The sequence below is a fragment of the Pseudomonas sp. B40(2017) genome (genome assembly GCF_002112855.1).
In the GTDB taxonomy this organism is placed as follows: Bacteria; Pseudomonadota; Gammaproteobacteria; order Pseudomonadales; family Pseudomonadaceae; genus Aquipseudomonas; species Aquipseudomonas pharyngis.
The window spans coordinates 560741-583421 of record NZ_NEIT01000001.1 but is presented as its reverse complement, the minus strand read 5'-3'; the positions used below and the strand labels follow the sequence as shown (position 1 = coordinate 583421).

At 59.0% G+C, this 22681-nt stretch carries 27 protein-coding genes and 1 pseudogene; 9 read left to right on the top strand and 19 right to left on the bottom strand.

All coding sequences use genetic code 11. The features are described 5' to 3' along the window. Window positions 1–213: 213 nt before the first annotated feature. From CAF76_RS02580 to CAF76_RS02540, 9 genes and pseudogenes are all read right to left on the bottom strand, one after another. Window positions 214–498 carry a hypothetical protein gene (locus CAF76_RS02580; protein WP_039768769.1) on the bottom strand — a complete coding sequence of 95 codons (285 nt, stop codon included), beginning with the start codon at window positions 496–498 and terminating at the stop codon, window positions 214–216. A gap of 82 nt (window positions 499–580) precedes the next feature. Further along, window positions 581–811, bottom strand: coding sequence for a hypothetical protein (locus CAF76_RS02575; protein WP_064596967.1), 231 nt, complete (start codon window positions 809–811; stop codon window positions 581–583). Between the two features lie 120 nt (window positions 812–931). Further along, on the bottom strand, window positions 932–1162 hold the full coding sequence (locus CAF76_RS02570; RefSeq protein WP_085646701.1) for a hypothetical protein: 231 nt from the start codon (window positions 1160–1162) through the stop codon (window positions 932–934). A 71-nt stretch (window positions 1163–1233) separates the two neighbouring features. Further along, window positions 1234–2859 (bottom strand): annotated as a pseudogene (locus CAF76_RS02565) (ABC-F family ATP-binding cassette domain-containing protein). Between the two features lie 143 nt (window positions 2860–3002). Further along, the gene (locus CAF76_RS02560; RefSeq protein ID WP_064596961.1) at window positions 3003–4040 is read right to left on the bottom strand and encodes a DNA topoisomerase IB; all 1038 of its coding nucleotides are present in this window, start codon (window positions 4038–4040) and stop codon (window positions 3003–3005) included. Between the two features lie 73 nt (window positions 4041–4113). Continuing rightward, window positions 4114–5193: a molybdenum ABC transporter ATP-binding protein gene (modC, locus tag CAF76_RS02555; protein WP_085646700.1), complete on the bottom strand. Its 1080-nt coding sequence runs from the start codon at window positions 5191–5193 to the stop codon at window positions 4114–4116. A 3-nt stretch (window positions 5194–5196) separates the two neighbouring features. After that, entirely contained in the window at window positions 5197–5877 is a 681-nt protein-coding gene (gene modB, locus CAF76_RS02550; RefSeq protein ID WP_085646699.1) for a molybdate ABC transporter permease subunit, read from the bottom strand. After that, window positions 5878–6633 (bottom strand): molybdate ABC transporter substrate-binding protein, encoded by a 756-nt coding sequence (gene modA, locus CAF76_RS02545; protein ID WP_064596955.1) that lies wholly within the window; start codon window positions 6631–6633, stop codon window positions 5878–5880. 173 nt (window positions 6634–6806) lie between these two features. Continuing rightward, window positions 6807–7868 (bottom strand): nitronate monooxygenase family protein, encoded by a 1062-nt coding sequence (locus CAF76_RS02540; protein WP_085646698.1) that lies wholly within the window; start codon window positions 7866–7868, stop codon window positions 6807–6809. A 214-nt stretch (window positions 7869–8082) separates the two neighbouring features. On the opposite strand from CAF76_RS02540, the gene CAF76_RS02535 reads away from it, so the two are divergent. Next, window positions 8083–9066, top strand: a complete 984-nt coding sequence (locus tag CAF76_RS02535) for an MDR family oxidoreductase (RefSeq protein ID WP_085646697.1) — start codon at window positions 8083–8085, stop codon at window positions 9064–9066. On the opposite strand, the gene ada is transcribed toward CAF76_RS02535, so the two are convergent. The 5 genes from ada to CAF76_RS02515 all read right to left on the bottom strand — a co-directional run bounded on the left by ada (window position 9067) and on the right by CAF76_RS02515 (window position 12209). Next, a complete protein-coding gene (gene ada, locus CAF76_RS02530) occupies window positions 9067–10140 on the bottom strand; it encodes a bifunctional DNA-binding transcriptional regulator/O6-methylguanine-DNA methyltransferase Ada (RefSeq protein WP_085646696.1) in 1074 nt (357 codons plus the stop codon). Between the two features lie 88 nt (window positions 10141–10228). Continuing rightward, window positions 10229–10891 carry a DNA oxidative demethylase AlkB gene (gene alkB, locus CAF76_RS02525; protein WP_064596947.1) on the bottom strand — a complete coding sequence of 221 codons (663 nt, stop codon included), beginning with the start codon at window positions 10889–10891 and terminating at the stop codon, window positions 10229–10231. A 5-nt stretch (window positions 10892–10896) separates the two neighbouring features. Further along, window positions 10897–11610: a 2OG-Fe(II) oxygenase gene (locus CAF76_RS02520; RefSeq protein WP_085646695.1), complete on the bottom strand. Its 714-nt coding sequence runs from the start codon at window positions 11608–11610 to the stop codon at window positions 10897–10899. Window positions 11611–11701: 91 nt separating this feature from the next. Next, a complete protein-coding gene (locus CAF76_RS28690) occupies window positions 11702–11872 on the bottom strand; it encodes a hypothetical protein (RefSeq protein WP_172829486.1) in 171 nt (56 codons plus the stop codon). Window positions 11873–11906: 34 nt separating this feature from the next. Then, a complete protein-coding gene (locus CAF76_RS02515) occupies window positions 11907–12209 on the bottom strand; it encodes a DUF1883 domain-containing protein (protein ID WP_007958929.1) in 303 nt (100 codons plus the stop codon). A gap of 210 nt (window positions 12210–12419) precedes the next feature. Between CAF76_RS02515 and CAF76_RS02510 the strand changes: the two genes are divergently transcribed. Then, entirely contained in the window at window positions 12420–12776 is a 357-nt protein-coding gene (locus CAF76_RS02510; RefSeq protein ID WP_064596943.1) for a hypothetical protein, read from the top strand. A 72-nt stretch (window positions 12777–12848) separates the two neighbouring features. Continuing rightward, entirely contained in the window at window positions 12849–13079 is a 231-nt protein-coding gene (locus CAF76_RS02505; protein ID WP_011334337.1) for a hypothetical protein, read from the top strand. Window positions 13080–13081: 2 nt separating this feature from the next. Here the strand turns inward: CAF76_RS02505 and CAF76_RS02500 are convergent, their stop codons facing one another. Together CAF76_RS02500 and CAF76_RS02495 are read right to left on the bottom strand one after the other, a co-directional pair. Continuing rightward, the gene (locus CAF76_RS02500; RefSeq protein ID WP_064596941.1) at window positions 13082–13378 is read right to left on the bottom strand and encodes a hypothetical protein; all 297 of its coding nucleotides are present in this window, start codon (window positions 13376–13378) and stop codon (window positions 13082–13084) included. Window positions 13379–13517: 139 nt separating this feature from the next. After that, complete coding sequence (locus CAF76_RS02495) at window positions 13518–13706, bottom strand: hypothetical protein (RefSeq protein ID WP_064596939.1); 189 nt, start codon at window positions 13704–13706, stop codon at window positions 13518–13520. A gap of 247 nt (window positions 13707–13953) precedes the next feature. Here CAF76_RS02495 and galU point away from each other — a divergent pair, with 247 nt between their 5' ends. Then, a complete protein-coding gene (galU, locus tag CAF76_RS02490) occupies window positions 13954–14793 on the top strand; it encodes a UTP--glucose-1-phosphate uridylyltransferase GalU (RefSeq protein WP_039768735.1) in 840 nt (279 codons plus the stop codon). Window positions 14794–14922: 129 nt separating this feature from the next. Next, complete coding sequence (gorA, locus tag CAF76_RS02485; protein WP_085646694.1) at window positions 14923–16281, top strand: glutathione-disulfide reductase; 1359 nt, start codon at window positions 14923–14925, stop codon at window positions 16279–16281. Here gorA and CAF76_RS02480 read toward each other — a convergent pair. Continuing rightward, entirely contained in the window at window positions 16278–17282 is a 1005-nt protein-coding gene (locus tag CAF76_RS02480) for a DNA-binding protein (protein ID WP_085646693.1), read from the bottom strand. The genes gorA and CAF76_RS02480 overlap by 4 nt on opposite strands. A gap of 177 nt (window positions 17283–17459) precedes the next feature. On the opposite strand from CAF76_RS02480, the gene CAF76_RS02475 reads away from it, so the two are divergent. The 3 genes from CAF76_RS02475 to ahpF all read left to right on the top strand — a co-directional run bounded on the left by CAF76_RS02475 (window position 17460) and on the right by ahpF (window position 20789). Continuing rightward, window positions 17460–18398, top strand: a complete 939-nt coding sequence (locus tag CAF76_RS02475; RefSeq protein WP_143491796.1) for a site-specific integrase — start codon at window positions 17460–17462, stop codon at window positions 18396–18398. A 136-nt stretch (window positions 18399–18534) separates the two neighbouring features. Further along, window positions 18535–19098, top strand: coding sequence for an alkyl hydroperoxide reductase subunit C (ahpC, locus tag CAF76_RS02470; protein ID WP_007958941.1), 564 nt, complete (start codon window positions 18535–18537; stop codon window positions 19096–19098). Between the two features lie 128 nt (window positions 19099–19226). After that, window positions 19227–20789: an alkyl hydroperoxide reductase subunit F gene (gene ahpF, locus CAF76_RS02465; protein ID WP_085646691.1), complete on the top strand. Its 1563-nt coding sequence runs from the start codon at window positions 19227–19229 to the stop codon at window positions 20787–20789. An 82-nt stretch (window positions 20790–20871) separates the two neighbouring features. On the opposite strand, the gene gloA is transcribed toward ahpF, so the two are convergent. Further along, window positions 20872–21393 (bottom strand): lactoylglutathione lyase, encoded by a 522-nt coding sequence (gene gloA / locus CAF76_RS02460; RefSeq protein WP_065260490.1) that lies wholly within the window; start codon window positions 21391–21393, stop codon window positions 20872–20874. Between the two features lie 142 nt (window positions 21394–21535). Between gloA and CAF76_RS02455 the strand changes: the two genes are divergently transcribed. Further along, window positions 21536–22054, top strand: a complete 519-nt coding sequence (locus CAF76_RS02455) for a DUF4946 domain-containing protein (protein WP_085646690.1) — start codon at window positions 21536–21538, stop codon at window positions 22052–22054. A gap of 206 nt (window positions 22055–22260) precedes the next feature. On the opposite strand, the gene CAF76_RS02450 is transcribed toward CAF76_RS02455, so the two are convergent. Then, on the bottom strand, window positions 22261–22626 hold the full coding sequence (locus CAF76_RS02450; RefSeq protein WP_064596925.1) for a histone-like nucleoid-structuring protein, MvaT/MvaU family: 366 nt from the start codon (window positions 22624–22626) through the stop codon (window positions 22261–22263). Between the last annotated feature and the right edge of the window lie 55 nt (window positions 22627–22681).

Genomic DNA, 22681 nt, shown 5'->3' with positions numbered 1-22681 from the left:
AAAATTTTTACGGTGCTTGAATATAAAGGCTTTCAAAGGTGTCGTTTACATCTGATTGCGTAGCGAAATCAGATATAAACTATTGATTTGTAAGGTAAAATTATCGGACTTAAAATCCCCCGCTCGTAAGGGCGTGCCGGTTCGATTCCGGCTTCGGGCACCATGAATATCAAGGGCTTGCATGACATACCTCATGCAAGCCCTTTTTCGTGCTCATACAAACGCCTGCCCGCTAAATCCTCTAGGCAAACGCTGAAGCCCGGCCATAGCCGTCAACCGCTCGATCCACTCGGAACGCCAGTCGGACGCCGAGCGTGCAGCCCAGGATTGGCGAGCCGCGCGCCGCGCCTCATTGCGCTGATTTTTGCGCGCATCCTTGTACGCATCGGTATTGCGGCAACTACGGCACTTCACTCGATTGAGTTCGCTGCTGGAGGAGAGGTTGTTGCCCTTGTGCCCACAGGCCAGATGCCCGTCGACTTTGAAATGAATGACCATGGGACGTCTCCTTGGTGACGTGTAAAGGTTTTGACCTCTCACGACCAAGGGCGTTCTTTCATGCCCCAGGCGAATCGACGAGCTATCTGAAGCGTGGTAGTGGCCGATCATTGGGTTTGAGCGACGACAAGGTACTGCGAATGAGGGGAGTGTCCTTGTCGATATCGTTCAGCCGGTCGCGGATGCGCAGAGCGGTCGGGTGTCCGCCTTGATGATCGACCCAGTCGGCGATCTCTTTGCAAGCTGCCGCGAGACGCGCCTCCCGAGCCTCGAGCAAGGTAAGCAGAGTGGTGATGGACTCTTTTTCGGACATGGAGCACCTCCGTTCATTAATCCGTTCGGTAGCAGCAAAAAGCTCGCCAAGCGCGAGCTCTCTGCCGTTGGGGCGCTGCTCCTTCAGCTGGTTTGAGTATAGACCCGTAAATGACAGCTATCAGCCCGACGACTCGGGGGCGGTCACTTGCGAGCTGGCGGCGTTGAGCCGATGACATTCCTTGCGGGCGTCTTCTTCCAGGTCGTAACCATCGCCGATGAAACCACCGGTTCGCGTGTCGCAGATGCGATACCAGCCCAAGGCTTCGGCGGGCTCATGGAGCGTTTCTCCGGCGCGCCGGCCGTGGATGACAATCTTGTTGCAGCGCTTCACGACAAATATGTCTTCCATGGCGTCACCGCAGCTGATTCCTACCAGATCAACTATAGAAGCCCTGACCAATCGTGCAAAAAATAGGCAAGTCAGTTCGTCGGTTGCAGTTGCCAGCCTGACTGCCGCCAGCGCAGGTGGTGGGTCGGATTCAACGCCTCAAGGAAATCCTGATCGTGGGAAACGGCGACAATGGCGCCCGGAAATGTCTGCAATGCCCGCTCGAATGCTTCCACGGAAGGCAGATCCAGGTGATTGGTCGGCTCATCCAGCAACAATAGCTGCGCAGGATCCGATCGCCACAAGGCCAGTGCCAACGCCGCTTTCAGGCGTTCGCCACCGCTCAACGACGCGCAGGGGCTCGTGGCGCGGCTCGCATCCAGTTGCAAGTGAGCGAGATAGCTGCGCAGAGTGCCCTCGGTCAGCGCAGTTCCCTGCATCATCAGCTGTTCGGTGATGGAGCGCTGATCGCTCAGTTGGGCCAACTGCTGATCCAGGAATGCTAAGGGCACGTGTGTTGTGGCGGTTCCGTTGATGGGTGCGAGTTCCCCGGCGAGCACCTTCAGCAAGGTTGATTTGCCGCAGCCGTTGGGACCGCTGACAGCGATCCGCATCGGGCCATGGATCGCGAGATTCAGTGCATCGCCCGGCAGCCACGGCAATCGGGCTTCACTCAGCGTGCAGATCTGACGGTTGTTGGGCACGGCGCTCCCGGGTAGGTTGATCAGCACGCCGTCCTCGGGCTGTACCTTGGCATAAGCCTCGCGTACCTGGGCATCGAGCTCGGACTTGCGGGCCTGATGACCCTGACGGACATGCCCCATGATTTCGCGGGCGGCGCCCTTGATCGCCACGTATTCGAAACTGGCAATGTTGGCGGTTTCGGCGTTGCGTCGGGAGTTGGCAGCGTGGCGCTGTATCGTGTCGTGCTCGCGTCGTAATCGAATCCGCTCGCGCTGGCGTTCGCTTCTGGCGCGGTCGAGACGTGCTTGCGCCGCTGCTTGATGAATTCGCTGATGCTCACGAAACGCCGAGTAATTGCCACCGAATTCGACAGCCCCCGACGCGCTCAACTCGAAGATGCGCTGCATCCGGTCGAGCAGTTGCCGATCATGGCTGACAACGATCAACCCGGTGTGCCAGCGCTCCAGTGAATTCATCAGCCATTGCCGTCCCGATGCATCCAGATGGTTGGTCGGCTCATCGAGGATCAGCAGCGGAGCCTGACTCAAAAACGCGCCAATCAGGGCGATGCGCGCTTGCTGGCCGCCACTGAGGTTTCCGGTCTCGTCGGTGAAGGCGACTTCGGTCAGCCCGGCGTCATCGAGCAAACGACGCAGACGGTCTGCCAGATCCCATTGTTCGCCAATCAGGTCGAAATCCTCGACTGATCCGCAGCCCCTGTTCATTCGATCCAGAGCCTGAAGAATTGCGGCGCTGCCGGTGGTCTCGGCGACCGTTTCGCCGGGTGCGGCAATAAAGGTTTGCGCCACGTAGGTCGTCGTTACGGAACGCGTCACGCTACCGGTGGTGGGTTGCCATTGTCCGGCGATCAGGCGCGCCAGTACGCTTTTACCCACGCCATTGCGCCCGACGATGGCGGTCGGGGTGTGATCGAATTACAGGTTGAGTGCAGTGAAAATCGTCTCGCCATTGGCGAACTGAAAACCCAGCTGGTTCAGGGAGACGAGAGCAGGCGTACGCGAGACGTGAGTCATCGGCACCTCCAAAAAATGTTGTGAGCACTGACAGGCGCCTTGAGCGGCGTGTCGCGATTACATTTTTGAAGGCTTAGTTGTTCACTTCTGCGGTCGTCCTGAGGAGGTGGGAGGGCGTAGCCTATTCGAGATGGGCGAAGGCTTCAAGGCGCTGTTGCCTTCTCTACCATGCGTTCGAGAAACAGGGCCAGCGCGACTTCTTCCTTGCGCAGCCCCTTGCGGACGCGCGGCTTCGGCAATTCGGCCAAGGCGCCGAGCATGAAGTGCTCCACCACCGCCGGGTGGATGTAGCATTTGCGACAGACCGCCGGCGTGTTGCCCAGCTGGCGGGCGACACCCTTCACCATCTCGACCACATGCCGCTTGGCTTCGGCCTCGGACTCCCATTGCAGCTCTCGCAGGACCGCCAACGCCAATGCGCTGCCGGCCCAGGTCCGGTAATCCTTGGCGGTGAAATCCGCACCGGTCAGGGTTTGCAGGTAGGTGTTGACGTCGGAAGAGCTGACGCTGTGTCGCTCGCCGTTTTCATCCAGATACTGAAACAGGTTCTGCCCTGGTATTTCCAGGCAGCGCTTGATGATCCGCGCCAATCGCCGGTCCTTCACTGTGATCTGATGCTCGATGCCGCTCTTGCCGCGAAACTGGAACAGGATCGCGCTGCCGTTGACCTCGACATGCCGGCTGCGCAGGGTGGTCAGGCCGTAAGAGCGATTGTCCCGCGCATATTGCGTATTGCCGACGCGAATCAGGGTGGCGTCGAGTAACGTGATGACCGTGGCCATGACTTTGTCGCGGCTGAACCCGGGCGATGCCAGCAGCGCTTCCAGCTGTTTGCGTAACTTGGGCAGCGCCAGCCCGAATTCGCGCAGGCGCGAATACTTGTCCGCGTCGCGCACTTCGCGCCAGCGAGCGTGATAGCGATATTGCTTGCGTCCACGGGCATCGCGACCGGTGGCTTGCAGATGGCCGCACGGGTCGGCGCAGATCCACACGTTGGTGTAGGCCGGCGGAACGGCCAGCGAGTTGATGCGCTTGATCTCGTCAGGGTCGGTGATGCGCTGGCCTTCGGGATTGAAATAGGCGAATTTTCCGCGCAGTTTTCTTCGGCTAATACCCGGCTGGGTGTCATCGACGTAATGCAGATCCGAAGGCAATACCTCGGTGAGCGCAGTATCGGGCATGGCGGATTTTCCTTCGCGGCAATCAGGCTGTTAAAACCATTGACCGCACGCCATGACGGACGTGCCCGCGGGTTTACGCCAGCACCGCGACGGCCTTGATCTGGGCCCACAATGACTGGCCCGGATGCACGCCGAGTTGGTCCCGCGAGTAGCGAGTGATGCGCGCCAGCAGTGGTGTGCCCCCAACATCGAGGCGGATAAGCACATGCGCGGCGTTATCCGCCTTCTGCTCGCTGACGACCGTAACCGGCAGTCGATTGAGGATGCTGCTGAACTCACTGTTTTGCAGAGTCAGGCTGATGTCTCGCGCGTGTACCTTGCAGCGAAGACTTTGGCCCGTCGTCATCGGCGCGTGGGTCACGCGAATGCTCAGTGGCGAGTCCGGCAGTTGCAGGGTGAGCAATTGATAGTCGGCATCGTAGCCGCTGACCTGGCCTTCGATGATCACCCCGGCGTCATTGTCCATGGCCAGCGGCAGATCGAGCCGCGCTAGGGTTTCACCAATCGGGCCGCTGGCCAGCGCTTTGCCGTCGCTGAGCAGCACCAGGTGGTCGGCGAGCCTGGCCACTTCGTCCTGGGCGTGGCTGACATACAGCACCGGGATTTCCAGTTCGTCATGCAGGCGTTGCAGGTAGGGCAGGATTTCGCTTTTGCGCTGACTGTCCAAGGCTGCCAGAGGCTCATCCATCAGTAGCAATTCAGGGCTGGTCAGCAGCGCTCTGGCGATGCCGACACGCTGACGCTCGCCGCCGGACAGATGCTGAGGGTGACGATCCAGCAAATGGCCGATGCCCAGCAGTTCGGTGGCTTGGGTCATGTCGACCCGGCGCTGCGCCTTGGGAATGCGTTTGAGGCCAAATTGCAGATTGGCCAGCACCGACAGGTGCGGAAACAGGCTGGCTTCCTGAAAGACATAGCCGACCGCACGTTTGTGTGGCGGCACGAAGATGCCTTTTTCGCTGTCCTGCCAGACCTGGTCGTTGATGTGGATAAAGGCTTGCGGCGCGCGCTCGAGCCCTGCGATGCAGCGCAGGCACGTGGTCTTGCCCGAGCCGGACTGACCGAACAGCGCCGTCACGCCGCGACCGGGCAGCTGCAGATCAACGTCGAGACTGAAGCCCGACCAGGCCAGTTTCAGGCATGCATCAATCATCGATCAGCTCCAGCCCGTGCGGGTCTTGCGGCTGGAATACAGCGCCAGCAATACCAGAAACGAGAACACCAGCATCGCCCCGGCCAGCCAGTGCGCCTGTGCGTACTCCATGGCTTCGACGTGGTCGTAAATTTGTACGGAAACCACCCGGGTCTTGTCGGGAATATTCCCGCCGATCATCAGCACTACGCCGAATTCGCCGACGGTGTGGGCAAAGCCGAGGATTGCCGCGGTGATGAAGCCGGGGCGAGCCAGGGGCAGAATCACGCTGAAAAAAGTGTCCCAGGGATTGGCGCGCAAGGTCGCCGCCACTTCCAGAGGACGAATACCGATTGCGGAGAAGGCGTTTTGCAACGGCTGCACCACGAATGGCATGGAATAGAGCACCGAACCGATGACAAGGCCGGTGAAGCTGAAGGTCAAGGTGCCAAGCCCCAGCCACTGAGTGAAATGCCCGATGAAGCCATTGGGGCCAAGGGCCAGCAGCAGATAAAAACCGATGACCGTCGGTGGCAGCACCAGCGGCAGCGCGACAATCGCGCCGATGGGACCGCGCAGCCAGGAACGGCTGCGCGACAACCACAGGGCAATCGGCGTACCGACGACCAGCAGGATCGCGGTGGTCAGGGACGCCAGTTTCAGGGTCAGCCAGATCGCCGCGAAATCGGCACTCGTCAGCGACATTTACAGCTGGTAACCGTAGGACTTGATGACCGCAGCGGCTTTCGGGCCTTTGAGGTAATCAACCAGCGCCTTGGCAGCGGCATTGTCCTTGCCTTTGTTGAGGATCACGGCGTCTTGTTTGATCGGGTCGTGCATGTTCGCCGGAACGATCCACGCGGAGCCGCTGCTGACCTTGCCGTCCTTGTAGATCTGCGACAGGGCGACAAAGCCCAGCTCGGCGTTGCCGGTGGACACGAACTGGTAGGCCTGGGTGATGTTCTGGCCTTCAACGATCTTGGCTTTGGTGGCGTCCGTCAGTTTCAGTTTTTCCAGCACCTGAGTGGCGGCCAGACCATAAGGGGCGGCTTTCGGGTTGGCGATGGACAGGTGCTGGTATTGGTTTTTCTTCAGGACATCGCCGTTGGCGTCGACGTAACCTTCCTTGGCCGACCACAGCGCCAGGGTGCCGATGGCATAGGTGAAGCGCGACCCCTTGACGGTGTCGCCTTCTTTTTCGAGTTTTTCCGGGGTGGTGTCATCGGCCGACAGGAAAACTTCGAACGGCGCGCCGTTTTTGATCTGGGTGTAGAACTGGCCGGTGGCGCCATACGCAGCGACCAGTTTGTGCCCGGTGTCTTTTTCGAAATCGGCGGCAATCGCCTGGATCGGTGCGGTGAAATTGGCCGCGACCGCGACTTGCACTTCATCGGCCTGCGCCGCGCCGATGGCGAATACCGCGAGCAGGGCAGGGGCAAAACGTGAGGCACGATTGATCATGTAACGGCTCCGTGGGTGGCAAGTGCAGTGGGCAGTTGTTATTGGAAGGTAGACTGCGCCGATGCGAAGGGGTGAAACGCTATATAGCGAAATATATAGCGAAATGCCGCCAAACAGGAAGCACTGCTTTTAAACCGGGCGAGGGCGCCACGCCCCTCACCCGTTCGGGTTCATCACCGCGTCAGTCTTGCCAGTGCGCCCTCAGCCAGTTGCCGGGTCAATTCAGCGCTGCCGAGATCTTTGCCGAGTGTGAAGGCCTGGCCGGCCCAGAGGTTGCTGAAATCTGCTTCGCCCTTTGCACGCAGCGGCATCAAGGCACCGCCAGCCAGCGGAAAAGCGGGGGCCTTGTCCGACATCGGGCCCAGTTCGCGCATCACCCGATTGAGAATCCCCCGCGCCGGGCGTCCGGTAAACAGGTTGGTCACCGCCGTCTCGCTTTCCTTGGCGGTGCGTAAGGCCTTGTGATGCGACGCACTGACTTTCGCTTCCGGGGTAAACAGATACGCCGTCCCGACTTGAACCGCCGAAGCGCCGAGCATGAACGCTGCCGCGACGCCGCGCGCATCGGCAATCGCACCGGCCGCAATCACCGGGACGCTCACCGCGTCGACCACTTGCGGCACCAGGGCAAACGTACCGACCTGACTGCTCAGGTCAGCGCTGAGGAACATCCCGCGATGGCCGCCGGCCTCGTAACCCATGGCGATGATCGCGTCGCAACCGTTCTGCTCGAGCCAGATCGCTTCGTCGACGGTGGTTGCCGACGAGATGATTTTCGCACCAGTGGCCTTGACTCGATCCAGCAAGGATTTTTCCGGCAGGCCAAAGTGAAAGCTCACCACTTCAGGGCGAAATTCTTCCAGCACTTCACAGGCGGTCGCATCGAAGGGCGCACGGTTTGACACCGGCGTCGGCGCATCGAAATCGACACCCAGTTCGCGATAGTAGGGTTCCAGCAGGTTTTTCCATTCACGGGCTTTTTGCTCATCCGCGCCCGGAGCTTGATGGCAGAAAAAATTGACGTTGAATGGCTTGCTCGTGCCTTGGCGAATGGTCTTCAGTTCTTCGCGCAGTTGCTCGATGGTCAGCATCGCGGCCGGCATCGAACCGAGGCCACCGGCGTTGCAAGTTGCGATGACCATGGATGAATTAGTGGCTCCGGCCATGGGGCCCTGGATGATCGGCAGTTCCATGCCAAACAGGTCAAGAATGCGGGTATCAGGCCATTGGCTCATGGAATAGCTTCTCCGACGACAAAACAGGGCAGGGACGGTAGCAGCCGGTTTTTTAACGCAAAGCCACCCCCATGACCAGCACAGATTTGTAGCTTGAGCAGCGGGCGCTGGCTCGGTGTTCACGCCCGATTGGCTAAAAGTCGAGTGGGGCAAAATGTTGCAATGTGCTATTCCAATGCCTCGACATCCTTAATTTCACCGATAAGAGGCAGTCATGTTCAAAGGCATTCTGATCGATAAAGACGACAGCGGTTATCGCGCCAACCTGCAGGAAATCAGCGACGAGCAGTTGCCGGAGGGCGATGTGACAGTGGATGTCGCTTACAGCACGCTGAACTTCAAGGACGGCCTGGCGATCACCGGCAGCAGCCCGGTGGTGCGCAAGTTTCCGATGGTGCCGGGGATCGATCTGGCGGGCACCGTCGAAGTCAGCTCACACCCGGACTACAAGGTTGGCGACGCGGTGCTGCTCAATGGCTGGGGCGTCGGCGAAAGCCACTGGGGTGGCCTGGCGCAGAAGGCGCGACTGAACGGTGACTGGCTGATTCCGCTGCCCAAGGCATTCACTGCTGCGCAAGCCATGGCCATCGGCACGGCGGGTTATACGGCGATGCTGTGCATCATGGCGCTGGAACGCAACGGCGTGACACCACAACAGGGCGAAGTGCTGGTGACCGGCGCCAACGGTGGCGTCGGCAGTTTTGCCATCGCGTTGTTGAGCAAGCTGGGCTACCGCGTGGTCGCTTCTACCGGTCGAGTGTCGGAACACGAATACCTGACACAACTGGGTGCCAGCGAAATCATTGATCGCGCCACCCTGTCCGAACCCAGCAAGCCGCTGGCCAAGGAGCGCTGGGCGGGCGTCATCGATTCGGTCGGCAGCCACACGCTCGCCAATGCCTGCGCCAGCACCCGGGCCGAAGGCACCGTGGCCGCATGCGGTCTGGCTCAGGGCATGGACTTTCCGGCGTCGGTGGCGCCGTTCATTTTGCGTGGCGTGACGTTGGCAGGGATCAACAGCGTGACCCAGCCCAAGGCGCGGCGCATCGAGGCTTGGGATCGTCTGGCGAAGGATCTGGATTTTGCCCTGTTGCCGCTGATCAGCCATGAAATCGGCCTCGGCGAAGCTATCGACGCGGCACCGAAGTTGCTGGCGGGGCAACTCCGGGGGCGAGTTGTCGTTGATGTGAATCGCTGATTACTGTCGGGTTTTGCCTTCACGCTCGAGCAATTCGCGCTTGCGCTCCACGCCCCAGCGGTAGCCCGACAAATTGCCGTCACTGCGCACAACGCGATGACAGGGGATCGCTACCGCCAGGCTGTTGGCGCCGCAAGCCTGGGCCACTGCACGTACGGCTTTTGGTGAGCCGATTCGCAGGGCGATGTCCGCGTAGCTGGCGGTGCTGCCGACCGGTATTTCGCGCAGCGCCTGCCACACCCGCTCCTGAAATGCTGTGCCGCGCACATCCAGCGGCAAATCCAGTCCGATGGCAGGCGCTTCGATGAAGCCTACGACGTGGGCGATCAGTTGTTCGAACTCGGCATCGGCGCCGATCAGGTTGGCCCGGCGAAACTGGTCCTGCAGGTCGCACACCAATTGGTGTGGATCGTCGCCCAGCAGAATCGCGCAGATCCCGCGCTCGCTCTGTGCCACCAGAATGGCGCCGAGCGAGCACTGGCCGACGGCGAAGCGGATGTCGTTGTTCTGCCCGGCAGCCCGGAAATCGCCGGGTTTCATACCCAGTAACTGATCGGCCGACTCGTAAAAACGGCTGTTGGAATTGAAGCCGGCGTCATACAGCGCTTCGGTCACCGAGCCGCCGTCTGCCAGACGCTGACGAACCCGGCGCGAGCGATGCGCGGCTGCATAGCCTTTGGGCGTCAGGCCCGTCGCTGCTTTGAACACGCGATGAAAATGAAAGGCGCTCAGGCCAGCGGTCTCGGCGAGATCATTGAGTGCGGGCAGGCTGTCCGACGCTTCGATCTGGCGACAGGCTGCCGCAACGGTGGCGGCATGCTGCGCGGCGACCTCGGTCTGATCCTTGCTCACTCGTCTGCTTGGGCGATAGCCTGCGGCTTCGGCTTCTTCGACGGTATCGAAGAACTCGACGTTCTGCGGTTTCGGCAAGCGAGCCAGGCTGCTGGGGCGGCAATAGATGCCGGTGGTTTTCACGGCATAGACAAACTGGCTGTCCGCCCGAGGGTCGCGCGCCACGACAGCGGCCCAGCGTGGATCGTCTTCAGTGTTCAGCGAGGTGGTAAGCGTTTTCATGATGGAGAGTCCGTTGACCTGTTGAATTTCAGGTTAACCAGTGCCACCGGCCGGAACACTCCGAGCCTTGCGGTCAAACTTTGCAGAATTATCCGGCGGTGCGAAACGTGAGATTGAAGCGTTGTTCGCCCAGGCGCGGGTGCCGGCCAGGTTTGATCGGCAGGATGCCGTGGTAGCGCAACCGGTCGGCGCCGCCCCAGATCACCATGTCGCCGTGCAGCAACGGGATTTTCTGGCTCCTGTCGCCGCGCGCGAAACCGCCGAACAGGAACGTCGCGGGCAGGCCCAATGACAGCGAAACGATCGGCGCTTCGTAGGCGTTTTCGTCTTTGTCCTGATGCAACGACATCTTCGCGCCCGGAATATAACGATTGATCAGGCAGGAATCCGGCGTGAAGTCGGCAAATCCGGCGCGTTTCGCTGCTGCCTGGGCCAGTTCACGAAACACCTCGGGCATCGCCGGCCAGGGTCGATGGCTCACGGGATCTTCGGATGAATAGCGGTAACCGCTGCGATCGGTGATCCAGCCCAGTGCACCGCAACTGCTGGTAGCCACCGACATGCTGAACCCCCCGGGCGTCATCATGTGGCGCAACGGAGCGCAGGCTATGATCGATTCCAGGGCCGGCAACAACTGCTCGATTCGCGCCAATGCAAAGCCGCGCAACACCCAGGATTGCTCGCCGATCTGTTCGGCGCGTCGTGGTTGCTCGGATTCTGTGTCGGCGAACAGGTCGAAGGTGGTTTGCATGATCGTCAGGTCGCGTCGTGGAAGATGATGCCCAGAGTATGCCGTTTTCCGCTGTGCAGTCGGCTGACACCGTGGCGCATGGTCACCCGGTAGTCACCGCGCACGCCTTTGACCGGGCGCTGGCTGACGGCAAAGATCAGCGCGTCGCCTTTTCTCAGGTCCATCACCAGCGGGCGCGACTGCATTCTCGGACGTTGTTCGGTCATGACGAACTCGCCACCGGTGAAATCTTCGCCAGGTTCTGACAGAAGAATCGCCACTTGCAGCGGAAACACATGTTCGCCGTACAGATCCTGATGCAGACAGTTGTAGTCCTGCGGGCCGTATTGCAGCAAGAGCGGGGTAGGCCGCAGTTGACCGGCGGCGTGGCAGCGCTCGAGAAATTCGCGGTGTTGCGCTGGAAAACGCTCCGGTAGTCCCATTCGTTCATACCAGCGGTTGGTCAGAGGCACGAGTCGCGGGTAGAGCGCGCTGCGCAGGCGTTCCACCACGGATGGAAGCGGATAGCGCAGGTATTTGTATTCCCCGCGTCCGAAACCATGGCGGGCCATGATCACCTGGGACCGGAACGGTTCGCTTTGTGGGTAAAGCGCACTCAATCGATCACAGGTCTCCGGGCGCAGCAGCGTGCGGATGACGGCACAACCGTCCTGATCCAGTTGCCGCTCCAGGGCGATCCAGTCGAGCGCAACGAGCGGGGAGGCGGGTGAGGATGACATGCTGATTCCTTGGCTTGCATTCAGGTATCAGTCTGGGTCGTCCACCCGGCCGCAACACTCCGCCGCTTGCGGTCGAATTGTCACCCGGGTCTTACAGGGCCTTGCTGACGCTGATGTCGCTGATCTCATCAGCGCTCTGGCCGTGCAGGGCATCCAGTGCGGCCTTGGCTTCTTCCGGCGTGCCGTTTTCCAGCTGGGCGAACTCGAAGCGGCGCTCACCGTTGAGTTTGTACTTGATCACGTATTTGGTTGTTTGGGCCACGTTGATGCTTACCTGTCTGCGTTGGCGGAACCGCTCAGCTGAGTTTGGAGCTGGAGCGGCGGATGATTTTGATCGAGTGCGTCAGGGTTGGCTTGCGGGTCACGCTGATCGCGCGGCGGTTGACGGTGTCGATGGTGATGTTCCAGAAACCGGTGCTCGGGGCGGTAATGCGGGCCGGGAATGTGTCGAAAGCACCGCCGTGATAGGTGTGACGGCCGCCATTTTTGAAGCTGCGGAAGTTGGCGTCGTTCATCAAGCGGATGTTGCAGGTTTGCGAGCATTGAATGACGACGATGTCGTCTTCGTTGAGGTGCTCGCGCTGGTGAATGAATTTCATGGGCGCCTCCAGAAGGGCTTTTTCTACAAAATCAAAACGATAGCATTGTCGATCGGCGCAGTTTATCAGCCCGGACAGGTTATTATCCGGCCGTCGGGCAGCGCTTTGACAATTAAAAACAGAATTCACGATTCGATGTGGGTTAAATGCAGTGAGCCTCGGAGAAAAACGGCATTCATGCTGTCGGAGGGTCTTTATTGGAGGTTTTGTATGAAGTGGGGTGTGGTGATTCTGCCGTTGGCATTGGCAATGGGTGGTTGTGCAAGTGTTTCGGAAATCAATGAAACACTGCCGACCATGAACGTCATTTCCGGCAAGAAGCCCCATGAATATGCTGAATGCCTGGCCGAAAAGCTGTCCAGCAGCCGCGGTGCCCTGCAGGTAGAGCGGCACAAGGACGAGGTTCGGGTCATTGTGCCGGGCAAGCTGGGATCGGGTCCGGCGGCGGTGTTTGACATCGAGGATCGCTCCGGTGGCAGCAGCATCAAGCTGCACGAGCGGATGTCCAACGTGCCGCTGCGTCCATGGGATGTACGCAAAGCCGCCACCGCCTGCATTTCCGGCTGATAGACTGTCAGCAGTCAGCATTGATGCCGTCACAGCGTTGCTGTGGCGGCATTGTCATTTCTGGAGAAGTGAATGAAGAGAGAGCAGGTGCGGGAACGACACAAGGAAGGGCTTATTGCGGCTACCCATGTGATCCAGAACCCGGCGAATCCGGGGGAGTGGATCGTGTTTTTCAAGAAAAGCGCCGGGCGCAGTTACTTCCTGGTCGACGATAACGACGAAGTCGAGTCGTTCAACCGGCTCGACGACCTGATCGAGGTCGTGCGCGGGCTGGGGATCAAGTTCGCCGAAATTCACATGTAAAGCTATTTGCAGACCACTACCACGCTGCGGTTTTTGTAGTTGCCGACGTCGACGCCCAGCGTCTTGTCGTCTTCCTTGGGCGCCGGTGTGCCGTCAGTTCCGACGATGCGATAACCGGTGCCGGCGCAGGACGCGTCAGCCTTTTCATAGCAGGTGGCCCAGGAATTGGCCTCGCCGGAGCAATCGATGCTCAACCCTTGTTCGCCATTGTTCAGGTAAGTGGTCTGCGAAGTGGCACAGCCGGTCAGGGCGGCGAGTGCAATCAGCGGCAGGAAACTGATGAGGGAACGGTTGGTCATGGCAATGTCATCTTCGAGGAGGAGGGGGCTAGACGCTATGACAGCGCCGGCAGGAAAAGGTTATAGCGATTGGCCACTTCTTTTCGCGCAGCCAAAAAAAGCCCTGCACAATGGCAGGGCCGGCCTTCATCATTACCGATCAGTCTTGTTCCTTGCCGCGACGTTTCGGGGCTGCGGGCGTGTAATCGAGCACCGCGGCGACTTCAATCGCCATCGCCTCTGTGGGCAACGGGCCGGACACGTCTTCGCCGTTGGCGGCAGTGATATGCCACTGGCCATCTTTAGCCTTGGCGACGGTGTACCCGTTGATGATTTTTGCTGCGGACATCTAGCGGCCTCGTTGGCTGGTTCAAAGGCGCCATGATAACGGTAAATGGGCGAGCGGGCGCAGCTCGATGCGGCGTTCCGAGATCTTTGGGCTAAGCTGAATGCGCAGCCTCTGTGAGCGGATTGAACTATCCGCCAGATTATTTCTCTATGTTGACATCGGTTAGCCAGTGCGGGGCATTGTAAGGTGCACGCCGCCTGATTAGACTGCGCCGAAACTCGTACACACAGCCCTTTCAAGGACTTATATGATCAAGAAATGCTTGTTCCCAGCAGCCGGTTACGGTACTCGCTTCCTCCCAGCGACGAAGGCCATGCCCAAAGAAATGCTGCCGGTGGTAAACAAGCCACTGATCCAGTACGGCGTCGAAGAAGCTCTGGATGCTGGCCTGAACGAAATTTCCATCGTGACCGGCCGTGGCAAGCGCGCCCTGGAAGACCACTTCGACATCAGCTACGAGCTGGAAAACCAGATCAAGGGCACCGACAAGGAAAAATACCTGGTCGGTATCCGCAAGCTGCTGGACGAGTGCTCGTTCTCCTATACCCGCCAGACCGAAATGAAAGGCCTGGGTCACGCGATCCTGACCGGTCGCCCATTGATCGGCGACGAACCGTTCGCCGTGGTGCTGGCGGACGACCTGTGCGTTAACCTCGACGGTGACGGCGTCCTGACCCAAATGGTCAAGCTGTACAAACAGTTCCGCTGCTCGATCATTGCCATTCAGGAAGTTGATCCGCAGGAAACCAGCAAGTACGGCGTGATCGCTGGTGAAATGATCCGCGACGACATCTACCGCGTACACAGCATGGTCGAGAAGCCAAAGCCGGAAGACGCGCCGTCGAACCTGGCGATCATCGGTCGTTACATCCTGACTCCGGACATCTTCGACCTGATCGAGCAGACCGAGCCAGGCAAGGGCGGTGAAATCCAGATCACCGACGCCCTGATGAAACAAGCCCAGAACGGCTGCGTGATGGCTTACAAGTTCAAGGGCAAGCGTTTCGACTGCGGTGGTGCTGAAGGCTATATCGAAGCCACCAACTTCTGCTTCGAAAACTTCTACAAGACTGGCAAGGCTTACTGATAGCGCCTGATCTGCCTGTACGAAAAAGCCACCTTCGGGTGGCTTTTTCATTTTCCGCCCCTATATCGGCAGGAGTGCTTGCCCAACGGACGACGGCGGGTATGCTGATCGCCTGCCGAGGAGATAGAAATGGCCTACGATTTTGACCTTTATGTGATTGGTGCCGGTTCCGGCGGTGTGCGGGCTGCGCGTTTTGCTGCCGGGTTCGGTGCGAAAGTGGCGGTGGCCGAAAGCCGTTATTTGGGCGGTACTTGCGTCAACGTCGGTTGCGTTCCGAAAAAACTGTTGGTGTATGGCGCGCATTTCGCCGAAGACTTCGAGCAGTCCTCGGGTTTTGGCTGGAGCCTGGGCGAGGCGAATTTCGATTGGGCCACGCTGATTGCCAACAAGGATCGCGAGATCAATCGCTTGAACGGCATTTATCGCAATCTGCTGGTCAACAGTGGCGTGACCCTGCATGAAGCGCACGCGAAAATCGTTGGTCCGCACGAAGTCGAGGTCAACGGTGAGCGATACACTGCTAAGAATATTCTGATCGCCACTGGTGGCTGGCCGCAGATCCCGGAGATTCCGGGTCATGAGCATGCGATCAGCTCGAACCAGGCGTTCTTCCTGAAAGAGCTGCCCAAGCGCGTGCTGGTCGTCGGCGGCGGTTATATCGCCGTCGAATTTGCCGGGATTTTCCATGGGCTGGGCGCCAACACGACGTTGCTGTATCGCGGGGATCTGTTCTTGCGCGGTTTCGACGGTTCGGTGCGTAACCATTTGAAGGAAGAACTGACCAAGCGCGGTATGGATCTGCAATTCAATGCCGACATTGCGCGCATCGACAAGCAGTCGGATGGCAGCCTGAAAGCGACTCTCAAGGATGGTCGCGTACTGGAAGCGGATTGTGTGTTCTACGCCACCGGTCGGCGTCCGATGCTAGACAATCTGGGGCTGGAAAACACTGATGTGCAGCTCGACGACAAGGGCTTCATCAAGGTCGATGAGCAATACCAGACCACCGAGCCGTCAATTCTGGCACTGGGTGATGTCATCGGTCGCGTGCAGTTGACGCCGGTGGCGCTGGCCGAAGGCATGGCAGTGGCGCGACGCCTGTTCAAGCCTGAGCAATACCGTCCGGTGGATTACAAGATGATCCCGACGGCTGTGTTCAGCCTGCCGAATATCGGCACCGTCGGCCTGACCGAAGAAGAGGCGCGGGAAGCGGGTCACGACGTGGTGATCTACGAAAGCCGCTTCCGGCCGATGAAGCTGACTCTGACGGATTGCCAGGAGCGCACGCTGATGAAGCTGGTGGTCGATGGCAGATCTGACAAGGTGCTGGGCTGTCACATGGTAGGGCCGGATGCCGGCGAGATTGTGCAGGGTTTGGCAATCGCATTGAAGGCTGGCGCCACCAAGCGTGACTTCGACGACACCATCGGGGTGCACCCGACGGCGGCCGAAGAGTTTGTCACCATGCGTACGCCGGTCGGCGCTTAAGTCTTTTTCGGTTCTACTGCGTCTGGTGCTGCCGCAACGGTGGTGGCCAGGCGCAGGCTGGCTTGTGCCGTGGCCAATTCCTTTTCCAGTGACTGATTGAGCTGCGACTGCTCGTCGACGTTCTGCTTGAGCGTCTGGCTTTCCAGCAGTGCCACACGCAAACGTTCCTGGAGGAGGGTGCGTTCGCTGTCGACGCGAGACGCTTGCTCCAGCAGTTGATCCTGACGCTGATTGCTTTGTTTGAGCTGATCCTGCATCAGGCTCAATTCGCGCACGGTGCCGCGATTCTCGGTCAGCAGACGTTCGTTGTCGCGGTGCAACTGAGTGATCTCGTCCTGACGTACCAGTGCGCTTTGCTGCGCCTGGCGCAACTCCATCTGCAACTGCTGAACCTGAGTTTCGTGACGGCTTTGCTCCTGCTCGCGCTGTTCCTTGATGGCGTTGCGGTAGTGCTCAAGCGCATCGCGGGCGTGCAGGTGCTTCTCTTCCAGCGAGCGGATCTGCTCGTCCTTGTCCTGCAGGCGCAATTCAAAGTCTGACAGTGCCTGATTCAGCCCGGCGTTGCGGGTCTGCTCGGTCTGCAACATCGAGCGGGTATCGCTCAGCGCTTCGTATTCCTTGGCCAGCGCGGCAGCCTGAATGTCGTGCTTCTTCTCCAGTTGCACATGATCCTGACGAAGCTGATTCAGTTCGTCCTCCAGTGCCTGACGCTGTTGCTCGTACTGCTCGCGCGCCTGGTCAATCGGTTCCTGCGCCTGTTCTTTCAGGCGTTGTGCAAGGCGCGTAACGAGTGCCAGCAGCTCGTCATCGATGGGTTCCGCCGAAGGATCGGCCGGTTCGCTGCCGTCATCCAGTTCTTTTAAATACCGATGAATCGTGGTTTTCGATCCTGTATTGCCCAATTCGATACGTACTGCGTCGATGCTGGGGTGTTCGCCACGGGCGAGGATCGCTGCGCGCGCGATCTGGACCACTGCTTTGTTAACGCCGCCACGGGCCATATTTGCTCCTACCATTTCGTACTGTGGTACATGCCACTAAAGTACGCAGTGTACCATGTTGAAAATAAAGTGAAACAAGCGCTGATAAACGGACGGGATATACTGGTATTACCCCATGTGAAACCCATAAAATCGGTTTCCGCACAAACCTTCAGTACGCCACGAGAAAATCAGCCCATGAGCGATATCGATCGCTATCTGCAAGCCGCCACCCGTGACAATACTCGCCGCAGTTATCGTGCGGCCGTCGAGCATTTCGAAACGGTATGGGGCGGATTCCTGCCCGCGACAGCGGACAGCGTCGCGCGGTATCTGGTGGCGCATGCAGGCGTGCTTTCGGTCAACACGCTGAAGTTGCGCCTGTCGGCGCTGGCGCAGTGGCACAACAGTCAGGGCTTCGCCGATCCCACCAAGTCGCCGGTGGTGCGCAAAGTGTTCAAGGGCATTCGCGCCCTGCATCCCGCGCAGGAAAAACAGGCCGAGCCATTGCAACTGCGCGATCTTGAGCAGACCGTCACCTGGCTTGAGCAGGAAATGAAAGACGCCCGGGAAAAACAGGACCGACCGTTGCTGCTGCGAGCCTGCCGTGATCGAGCATTGATCCTGCTGGGCTTCTGGCGTGGCTTTCGCAGCGATGAATTGTGTCGTGTGCAGATCGAGCATGTGCAGGCGCACGCCGGCAGCGGCATCACCCTGTACCTGCCGCGTAGCAAGGGTGATCGGGAAAACCTCGGGCAGAACTATCAGGCCCCGGCGCTGCTGAAGTTGTGCCCGGTGCAGGCTTATATCGAGTGGGTCACCGAAGCGGCTCTGGTACGGGGCCCGGTGTTTCGCGCCGTCGACCGCTGGGGCAATCTGAGCGAAGAGGGCTTGCACGCCAACAGTGTGATCCCGTTGTTACGCCAGGCCCTGGAGCGCGCGGGGATCTCCGCCGAGCGCTACACCAGCCACTCCTTGCGTCGCGGCTTCGCAACATGGGCCCATCAAAGCGGCTGGGATCTCAAATCGTTGATGAGTTATGTGGGCTGGAAGGATATGAAGTCCGCCATGCGCTATGTTGAAGCGAGCCCCTTTCACGGGATGGCCCGGATTACGGATAAGCCGCTGTCGCCGTAGATATCGTTTTCTTCTATTAATATCCTCAGCTAATAGCGAAAACAAATCAGCAGCATCAGGTTTGCCAATGAGCCATCCGTCGAGTGACTGGGTAGGATTCACCCATCGAATTCACAACCCTGACGGAGAGTTATCAATGCCTATCATCAACAGCCAAGTAAAACCGTTCAAAGCTACCGCGTTCAAAAACGGCGACTTCGTACAAGTCTCGGACGCTGACCTGAAAGGCAAATGGTCCGTAGTGTTCTTCTACCCGGCCGACTTCACTTTCGTTTGCCCAACCGAGCTCGAAGACCTGGCTGACAACTATGCCGCCTTCCAGAAACTGGGCGTAGAGATCTACAGCGTTTCGACCGACACCCACTTTGCTCACGCTGCCTGGCACAACACTTCGCCAGCCATCGGCAAAATCCAGTACACCATGATCGGCGACCCGACTCAGGTCATCTCCCGCAACTTCGACGTGCTGATCGAAGAAGCTGGCCTGGCGGATCGTGGCACCTTCGTGATCAACCCTGAAGGCCAGATCAAAATCGTTGAACTGAACGATGGCGGCGTTGGCCGTGACGCTTCCGAGCTGCTGCGCAAAATCAAGGCTGCTCAGTACGTTGCTGCTCACCCAGGCGAAGTTTGCCCAGCCAAGTGGAAAGAAGGCGAGGCCACTCTGGCTCCGTCCCTGGACCTGGTCGGCAAGATCTAAGTCTGTGACACGCAATGCAGGGCGGGACTCCGCACCTACTTAAGTAAGCTGCACCGCCCAATAGAAAAGCCCGGGCGAGATTCGCTCGGGCTTTTTTTCGCCTCAAATAAAGTCAGGAGATCGCCCGTATGTTGGACGCCAATCTTAAAGCCCAGTTGAAATCGTACCTGGAACGGGTCACCCAGCCGATCGAGATCGTTGCTTCACTCGACGACGGTGCGAAATCCCGTGAAATGCTCGACCTGCTGAAAGACGTTGCCAGTCTTTCGCACCAGATTACCTTGATCGACAGCGGCGACGATGCACGCAAACCGTCGTTCTCGATCAACCGCCCCGGTGCCGACATCAGCCTGCGTTTCGCCGGCATCCCGATGGGCCATGAATTCACTTCGCTGGTGCTGGCCCTGCTGCAAGTCGGCGGCCACCCTTCGAAGGCCAGTGTCGAAGTGATCGAACAGATCCGCTCGCTCAAGGGCGAGTTCAACTTCGAGACTTACTTCTCGCTGTCCTGCCAGAACTGCCCGGACGTCGTTCAGGCACTGAACCTGATGGCCGTGCTGAACCCGAACATCCGCCACGTCGCCATCGACGGTGCGCTGTTCCAGGACGAAGTCAACGATCGCAAGATCATGGCTGTGCCGAGCATTTACCTGAACGGCGAAAACTTCGGTCAGGGCCGCATGGGCCTGGAAGAAATCCTCGCCAAACTCGACACCGGCGCCATCGAGCGCCAGGCCGATAAAATCAGCGCCAAGCAAGCCTTTGATGTGCTCGTAGTCGGCGGTGGCCCGGCCGGTGCTTCGGCGGCGATCTACGCCGCACGTAAAGGCATTCGCACCGGTGTAGCGGCAGAACGTTTCGGCGGTCAGGTGCTGGACACCATGGCCATCGAAAACTTCATTTCCGTGCAGGAAACCGAAGGCCCGAAACTGGCGACCGCGCTGGAAGAACACGTCAAGCAGTACGACGTCGACATCATGAACCTGCAACGTGCCGACAAGCTGATCCCGGGAAAAAACGGCGAGCTGCATGAGGTTCACTTCGCGAGCGGCGCGACCCTCAAGGCCAAGAGCGTGATTTTGGCGACCGGCGCGCGGTGGCGTGAAATGAACGTGCCGGGCGAGCAGGAATACCGCAACAAAGGCGTGGCGTACTGCCCGCACTGTGACGGTCCGCTGTTCAAAGGCAAGCGTGTGGCGGTGATTGGCGGCGGTAACTCCGGCGTCGAAGCGGCCATTGACCTGGCCGGTATCGTGTCTCACGTCACCTTGCTGGAGTTCGACGTACAGCTGCGCGCCGACGCCGTATTGCAACGCAAGCTGCACAGCCTGCCGAACGTCACCGTGATCACCAGTGCGCTGACCACTGAAGTCACCGGTGACGGGCAGAAGGTCAACGGCCTGCGCTACAAGGATCGCAATACTGACGAGTTGCGCACGGTCGAGCTGGAAGGGATCTTCGTGCAGATCGGTCTGCTGCCCAACACCGACTGGCTCAAAGGCACCATCGAGCTGTCGCCGCGCGGTGAGATCATCGTCGACAATCGCGGTGAAACCTCGATCTCCGGCATCTTCGCCGCCGGTGACGTGACCACCGTGCCGTACAAGCAGATCGTGATTGCAGTGGGCGAGGGCGCCAAGGCTTCCCTCAGCGCTTTCGATCACCTGATCCGCACTTCGGCTCCGGCGTAAATCCCGGGCCTGAAAAAAGAAAACCCCCATCAGTGATGATGGGGGTTTTTCTTTGCGGGGTGCTTTCTACTCAGGTTCAGCTTTACAGCGGCGCCGGTTGGATGATCTCGACCCAGTAGCCATCCGGATCCTTGATGAACGCCAGGCTCTTCATGCGGCCATCGGTCAGACGCTTCTGGAAGTCGCAGCCCAGCTCTTCAAAGCGTGCGCAAGCCGCAACGATGTCCGGTACCGAAATGCAGATGTGACCGAAACCGCGCGGGTCGGTGTTGCCGTTGTGGTAGGCGAAGTCCGCGTCGTTTTCAGTGCCGTGGTTGTGGGTCAGTTCCAGAATGCCGGGAATCGACTTCATCCACTCGGTGCGGGCGGCAGCGTCGGCGGGGATCTGCGATTTATCGACCAGGGCGAGGAAGTACAGGCTGAATTCCGCTTCCGGGAAATCACGCTTCTCTACCAGCGAGAAACCCAGTACGCGGGTGTAGAAATCCAGCGACTTGGTGATGTCTTTGACGCGCAGCATGGTGTGGTTGAACACGAAGTTGCGGGTTGCGCTGTCCGGGGTGGCGGTGACGCCGGGGAAGGTGTTCAGTTCTTGCAGGCTCATGGGCCCTCCGTAACAAATTGGGGCGAGTGAATGGGCGCAATGATACGCATGCCAGGCAGCATCGCCAAACCGAAAGCGCGGGCTTGCCCTGCGAGCGGGCGGGCCTCAGACTTTACGGCTCAATCCGCGAGTGCCTCTGGTAATGATCCGACCTTTCAAATCGCTGTTCGTTTTCCTGGGTTTTTCCCTGCTTGCTCTGCCGGTTTTTGCCGAGGCACCGAGCATCACTTGGCCGGCCGGCTGGGAAGTCGAGGCGCTGCCCGAAACCTCGCCTGAGGTCTCGCGTCAGCGAGCAGTGAAGACTGACGCCGATGGCAACCAGGTGATGGTGATGGAGTTGACGATGACCCGTGTGGAAAGTGGTCATCAGGTCAACTTGCAGGGCGTGTTGCTGGAGATGCGCAAGTCGGTGCAAAAAGACTTTTTCCAGAGCGGTTATCAGAGTGTCTGCAACAGGGTTCATCCGAGTACGCTGGGTTCGCTCACAGCGCTTGAGACCACTTGTACGGTGACTGAAAACGGCCGTCATGTGTTGTCGCAAACATTGGTTGCAGCGGTCGAGGCGGATAAGGCTTACGTACTTTCGTATGCTGGGCAGGCAGAGATTTATAAGGCGAGCGGTGACGACATAGTGGCTGCGCGAAACAGCTTGAAATTCTAGTCGTCTGTTCGTGGTCAGCCTGATGTTAGATACCGGAACTGATTAAACATAAAGTTAATCTCCGGCTAACGGGGCAACATTCGGAAGCATAGTTTCAGCGCAAGAGCGGTTTGATACTCAACTTTCCCACCAGAAAAATCGTTGCATTTGTTAAATATTGTCCAAAAAAAGCCCTGCATATGCAGGGCTTTCATGTTTGCGAGGGATTAACCGCGCAACCAGGAGTCGACGGTGGCTACACCGTATTGTTCCTTCCAGGCTTTCAGGCCACGGTGGTTGCCACCCTTGGTCTCGATCAGCTCGCCAGTGTGCGGGTTCTGATAGACCTTGACCACGCGAGCTCGGCGGGTTTTAGGTGCGGCGGTCGATTGCAGACCGGATTTCGCCGGGTTCGGATCGAGAATGGCGATGATGTCTTTCAGGCCTTTGCCGTAGGTTTTCATCAGCCCCTGGAGCTTTTCTTCGAATTCGATTTCTTTCTTGAGCCCGGCATCGTTCTTCAGCGATTCCAGCTGCTTGAGCTGTTCCTGAAGGGCCTTTTCAGCTGCACGAAATTCAGCGAGTCTGGACAATATCTTTACTCCAATAGTGTGTTTGGCTGATACCAACCGCAAACAAAGCTATAAG

Coding starts and splice junctions, on each gene's coding strand:
- ahpC (WP_007958941.1), top strand. CDS start 18,535: ATGCCTATCATCAACAGCCAAGTAAAACCGTTCAAAGCTACCGCGTTC.
- CAF76_RS02575 (WP_064596967.1), bottom strand. CDS start 811: ATGTCCGAAAAAGAGTCCATCACCACTCTGCTTACCTTGCTCGAGGCT.
- CAF76_RS02500 (WP_064596941.1), bottom strand. CDS start 13,378: ATGACCAACCGTTCCCTCATCAGTTTCCTGCCGCTGATTGCACTCGCC.
- gorA (WP_085646694.1), top strand. CDS start 14,923: ATGGCCTACGATTTTGACCTTTATGTGATTGGTGCCGGTTCCGGCGGT.
- gloA (WP_065260490.1), bottom strand. CDS start 21,393: ATGAGCCTGCAAGAACTGAACACCTTCCCCGGCGTCACCGCCACCCCG.
- CAF76_RS02570 (WP_085646701.1), bottom strand. CDS start 1,162: ATGGAAGACATATTTGTCGTGAAGCGCTGCAACAAGATTGTCATCCAC.
- CAF76_RS02580 (WP_039768769.1), bottom strand. CDS start 498: ATGGTCATTCATTTCAAAGTCGACGGGCATCTGGCCTGTGGGCACAAG.
- CAF76_RS02475 (WP_143491796.1), top strand. CDS start 17,460: ATGAGCGATATCGATCGCTATCTGCAAGCCGCCACCCGTGACAATACT.
- CAF76_RS02455 (WP_085646690.1), top strand. CDS start 21,536: ATGATCCGACCTTTCAAATCGCTGTTCGTTTTCCTGGGTTTTTCCCTG.
- CAF76_RS02495 (WP_064596939.1), bottom strand. CDS start 13,706: ATGTCCGCAGCAAAAATCATCAACGGGTACACCGTCGCCAAGGCTAAA.
- modB (WP_085646699.1), bottom strand. CDS start 5,877: ATGTCGCTGACGAGTGCCGATTTCGCGGCGATCTGGCTGACCCTGAAA.
- CAF76_RS02480 (WP_085646693.1), bottom strand. CDS start 17,282: ATGGCCCGTGGCGGCGTTAACAAAGCAGTGGTCCAGATCGCGCGCGCA.
- modC (WP_085646700.1), bottom strand. CDS start 5,193: ATGATTGATGCATGCCTGAAACTGGCCTGGTCGGGCTTCAGTCTCGAC.
- galU (WP_039768735.1), top strand. CDS start 13,954: ATGATCAAGAAATGCTTGTTCCCAGCAGCCGGTTACGGTACTCGCTTC.
- CAF76_RS02520 (WP_085646695.1), bottom strand. CDS start 11,610: ATGTCATCCTCACCCGCCTCCCCGCTCGTTGCGCTCGACTGGATCGCC.
- CAF76_RS02540 (WP_085646698.1), bottom strand. CDS start 7,868: ATGAGCCAATGGCCTGATACCCGCATTCTTGACCTGTTTGGCATGGAA.
- modA (WP_064596955.1), bottom strand. CDS start 6,633: ATGATCAATCGTGCCTCACGTTTTGCCCCTGCCCTGCTCGCGGTATTC.
- CAF76_RS02510 (WP_064596943.1), top strand. CDS start 12,420: ATGAAGTGGGGTGTGGTGATTCTGCCGTTGGCATTGGCAATGGGTGGT.
- CAF76_RS02515 (WP_007958929.1), bottom strand. CDS start 12,209: ATGAAATTCATTCACCAGCGCGAGCACCTCAACGAAGACGACATCGTC.
- ahpF (WP_085646691.1), top strand. CDS start 19,227: ATGTTGGACGCCAATCTTAAAGCCCAGTTGAAATCGTACCTGGAACGG.
- alkB (WP_064596947.1), bottom strand. CDS start 10,891: ATGCAAACCACCTTCGACCTGTTCGCCGACACAGAATCCGAGCAACCA.
- CAF76_RS02505 (WP_011334337.1), top strand. CDS start 12,849: ATGAAGAGAGAGCAGGTGCGGGAACGACACAAGGAAGGGCTTATTGCG.
- CAF76_RS02535 (WP_085646697.1), top strand. CDS start 8,083: ATGTTCAAAGGCATTCTGATCGATAAAGACGACAGCGGTTATCGCGCC.
- CAF76_RS02560 (WP_064596961.1), bottom strand. CDS start 4,040: ATGCCCGATACTGCGCTCACCGAGGTATTGCCTTCGGATCTGCATTAC.
- ada (WP_085646696.1), bottom strand. CDS start 10,140: ATGAAAACGCTTACCACCTCGCTGAACACTGAAGACGATCCACGCTGG.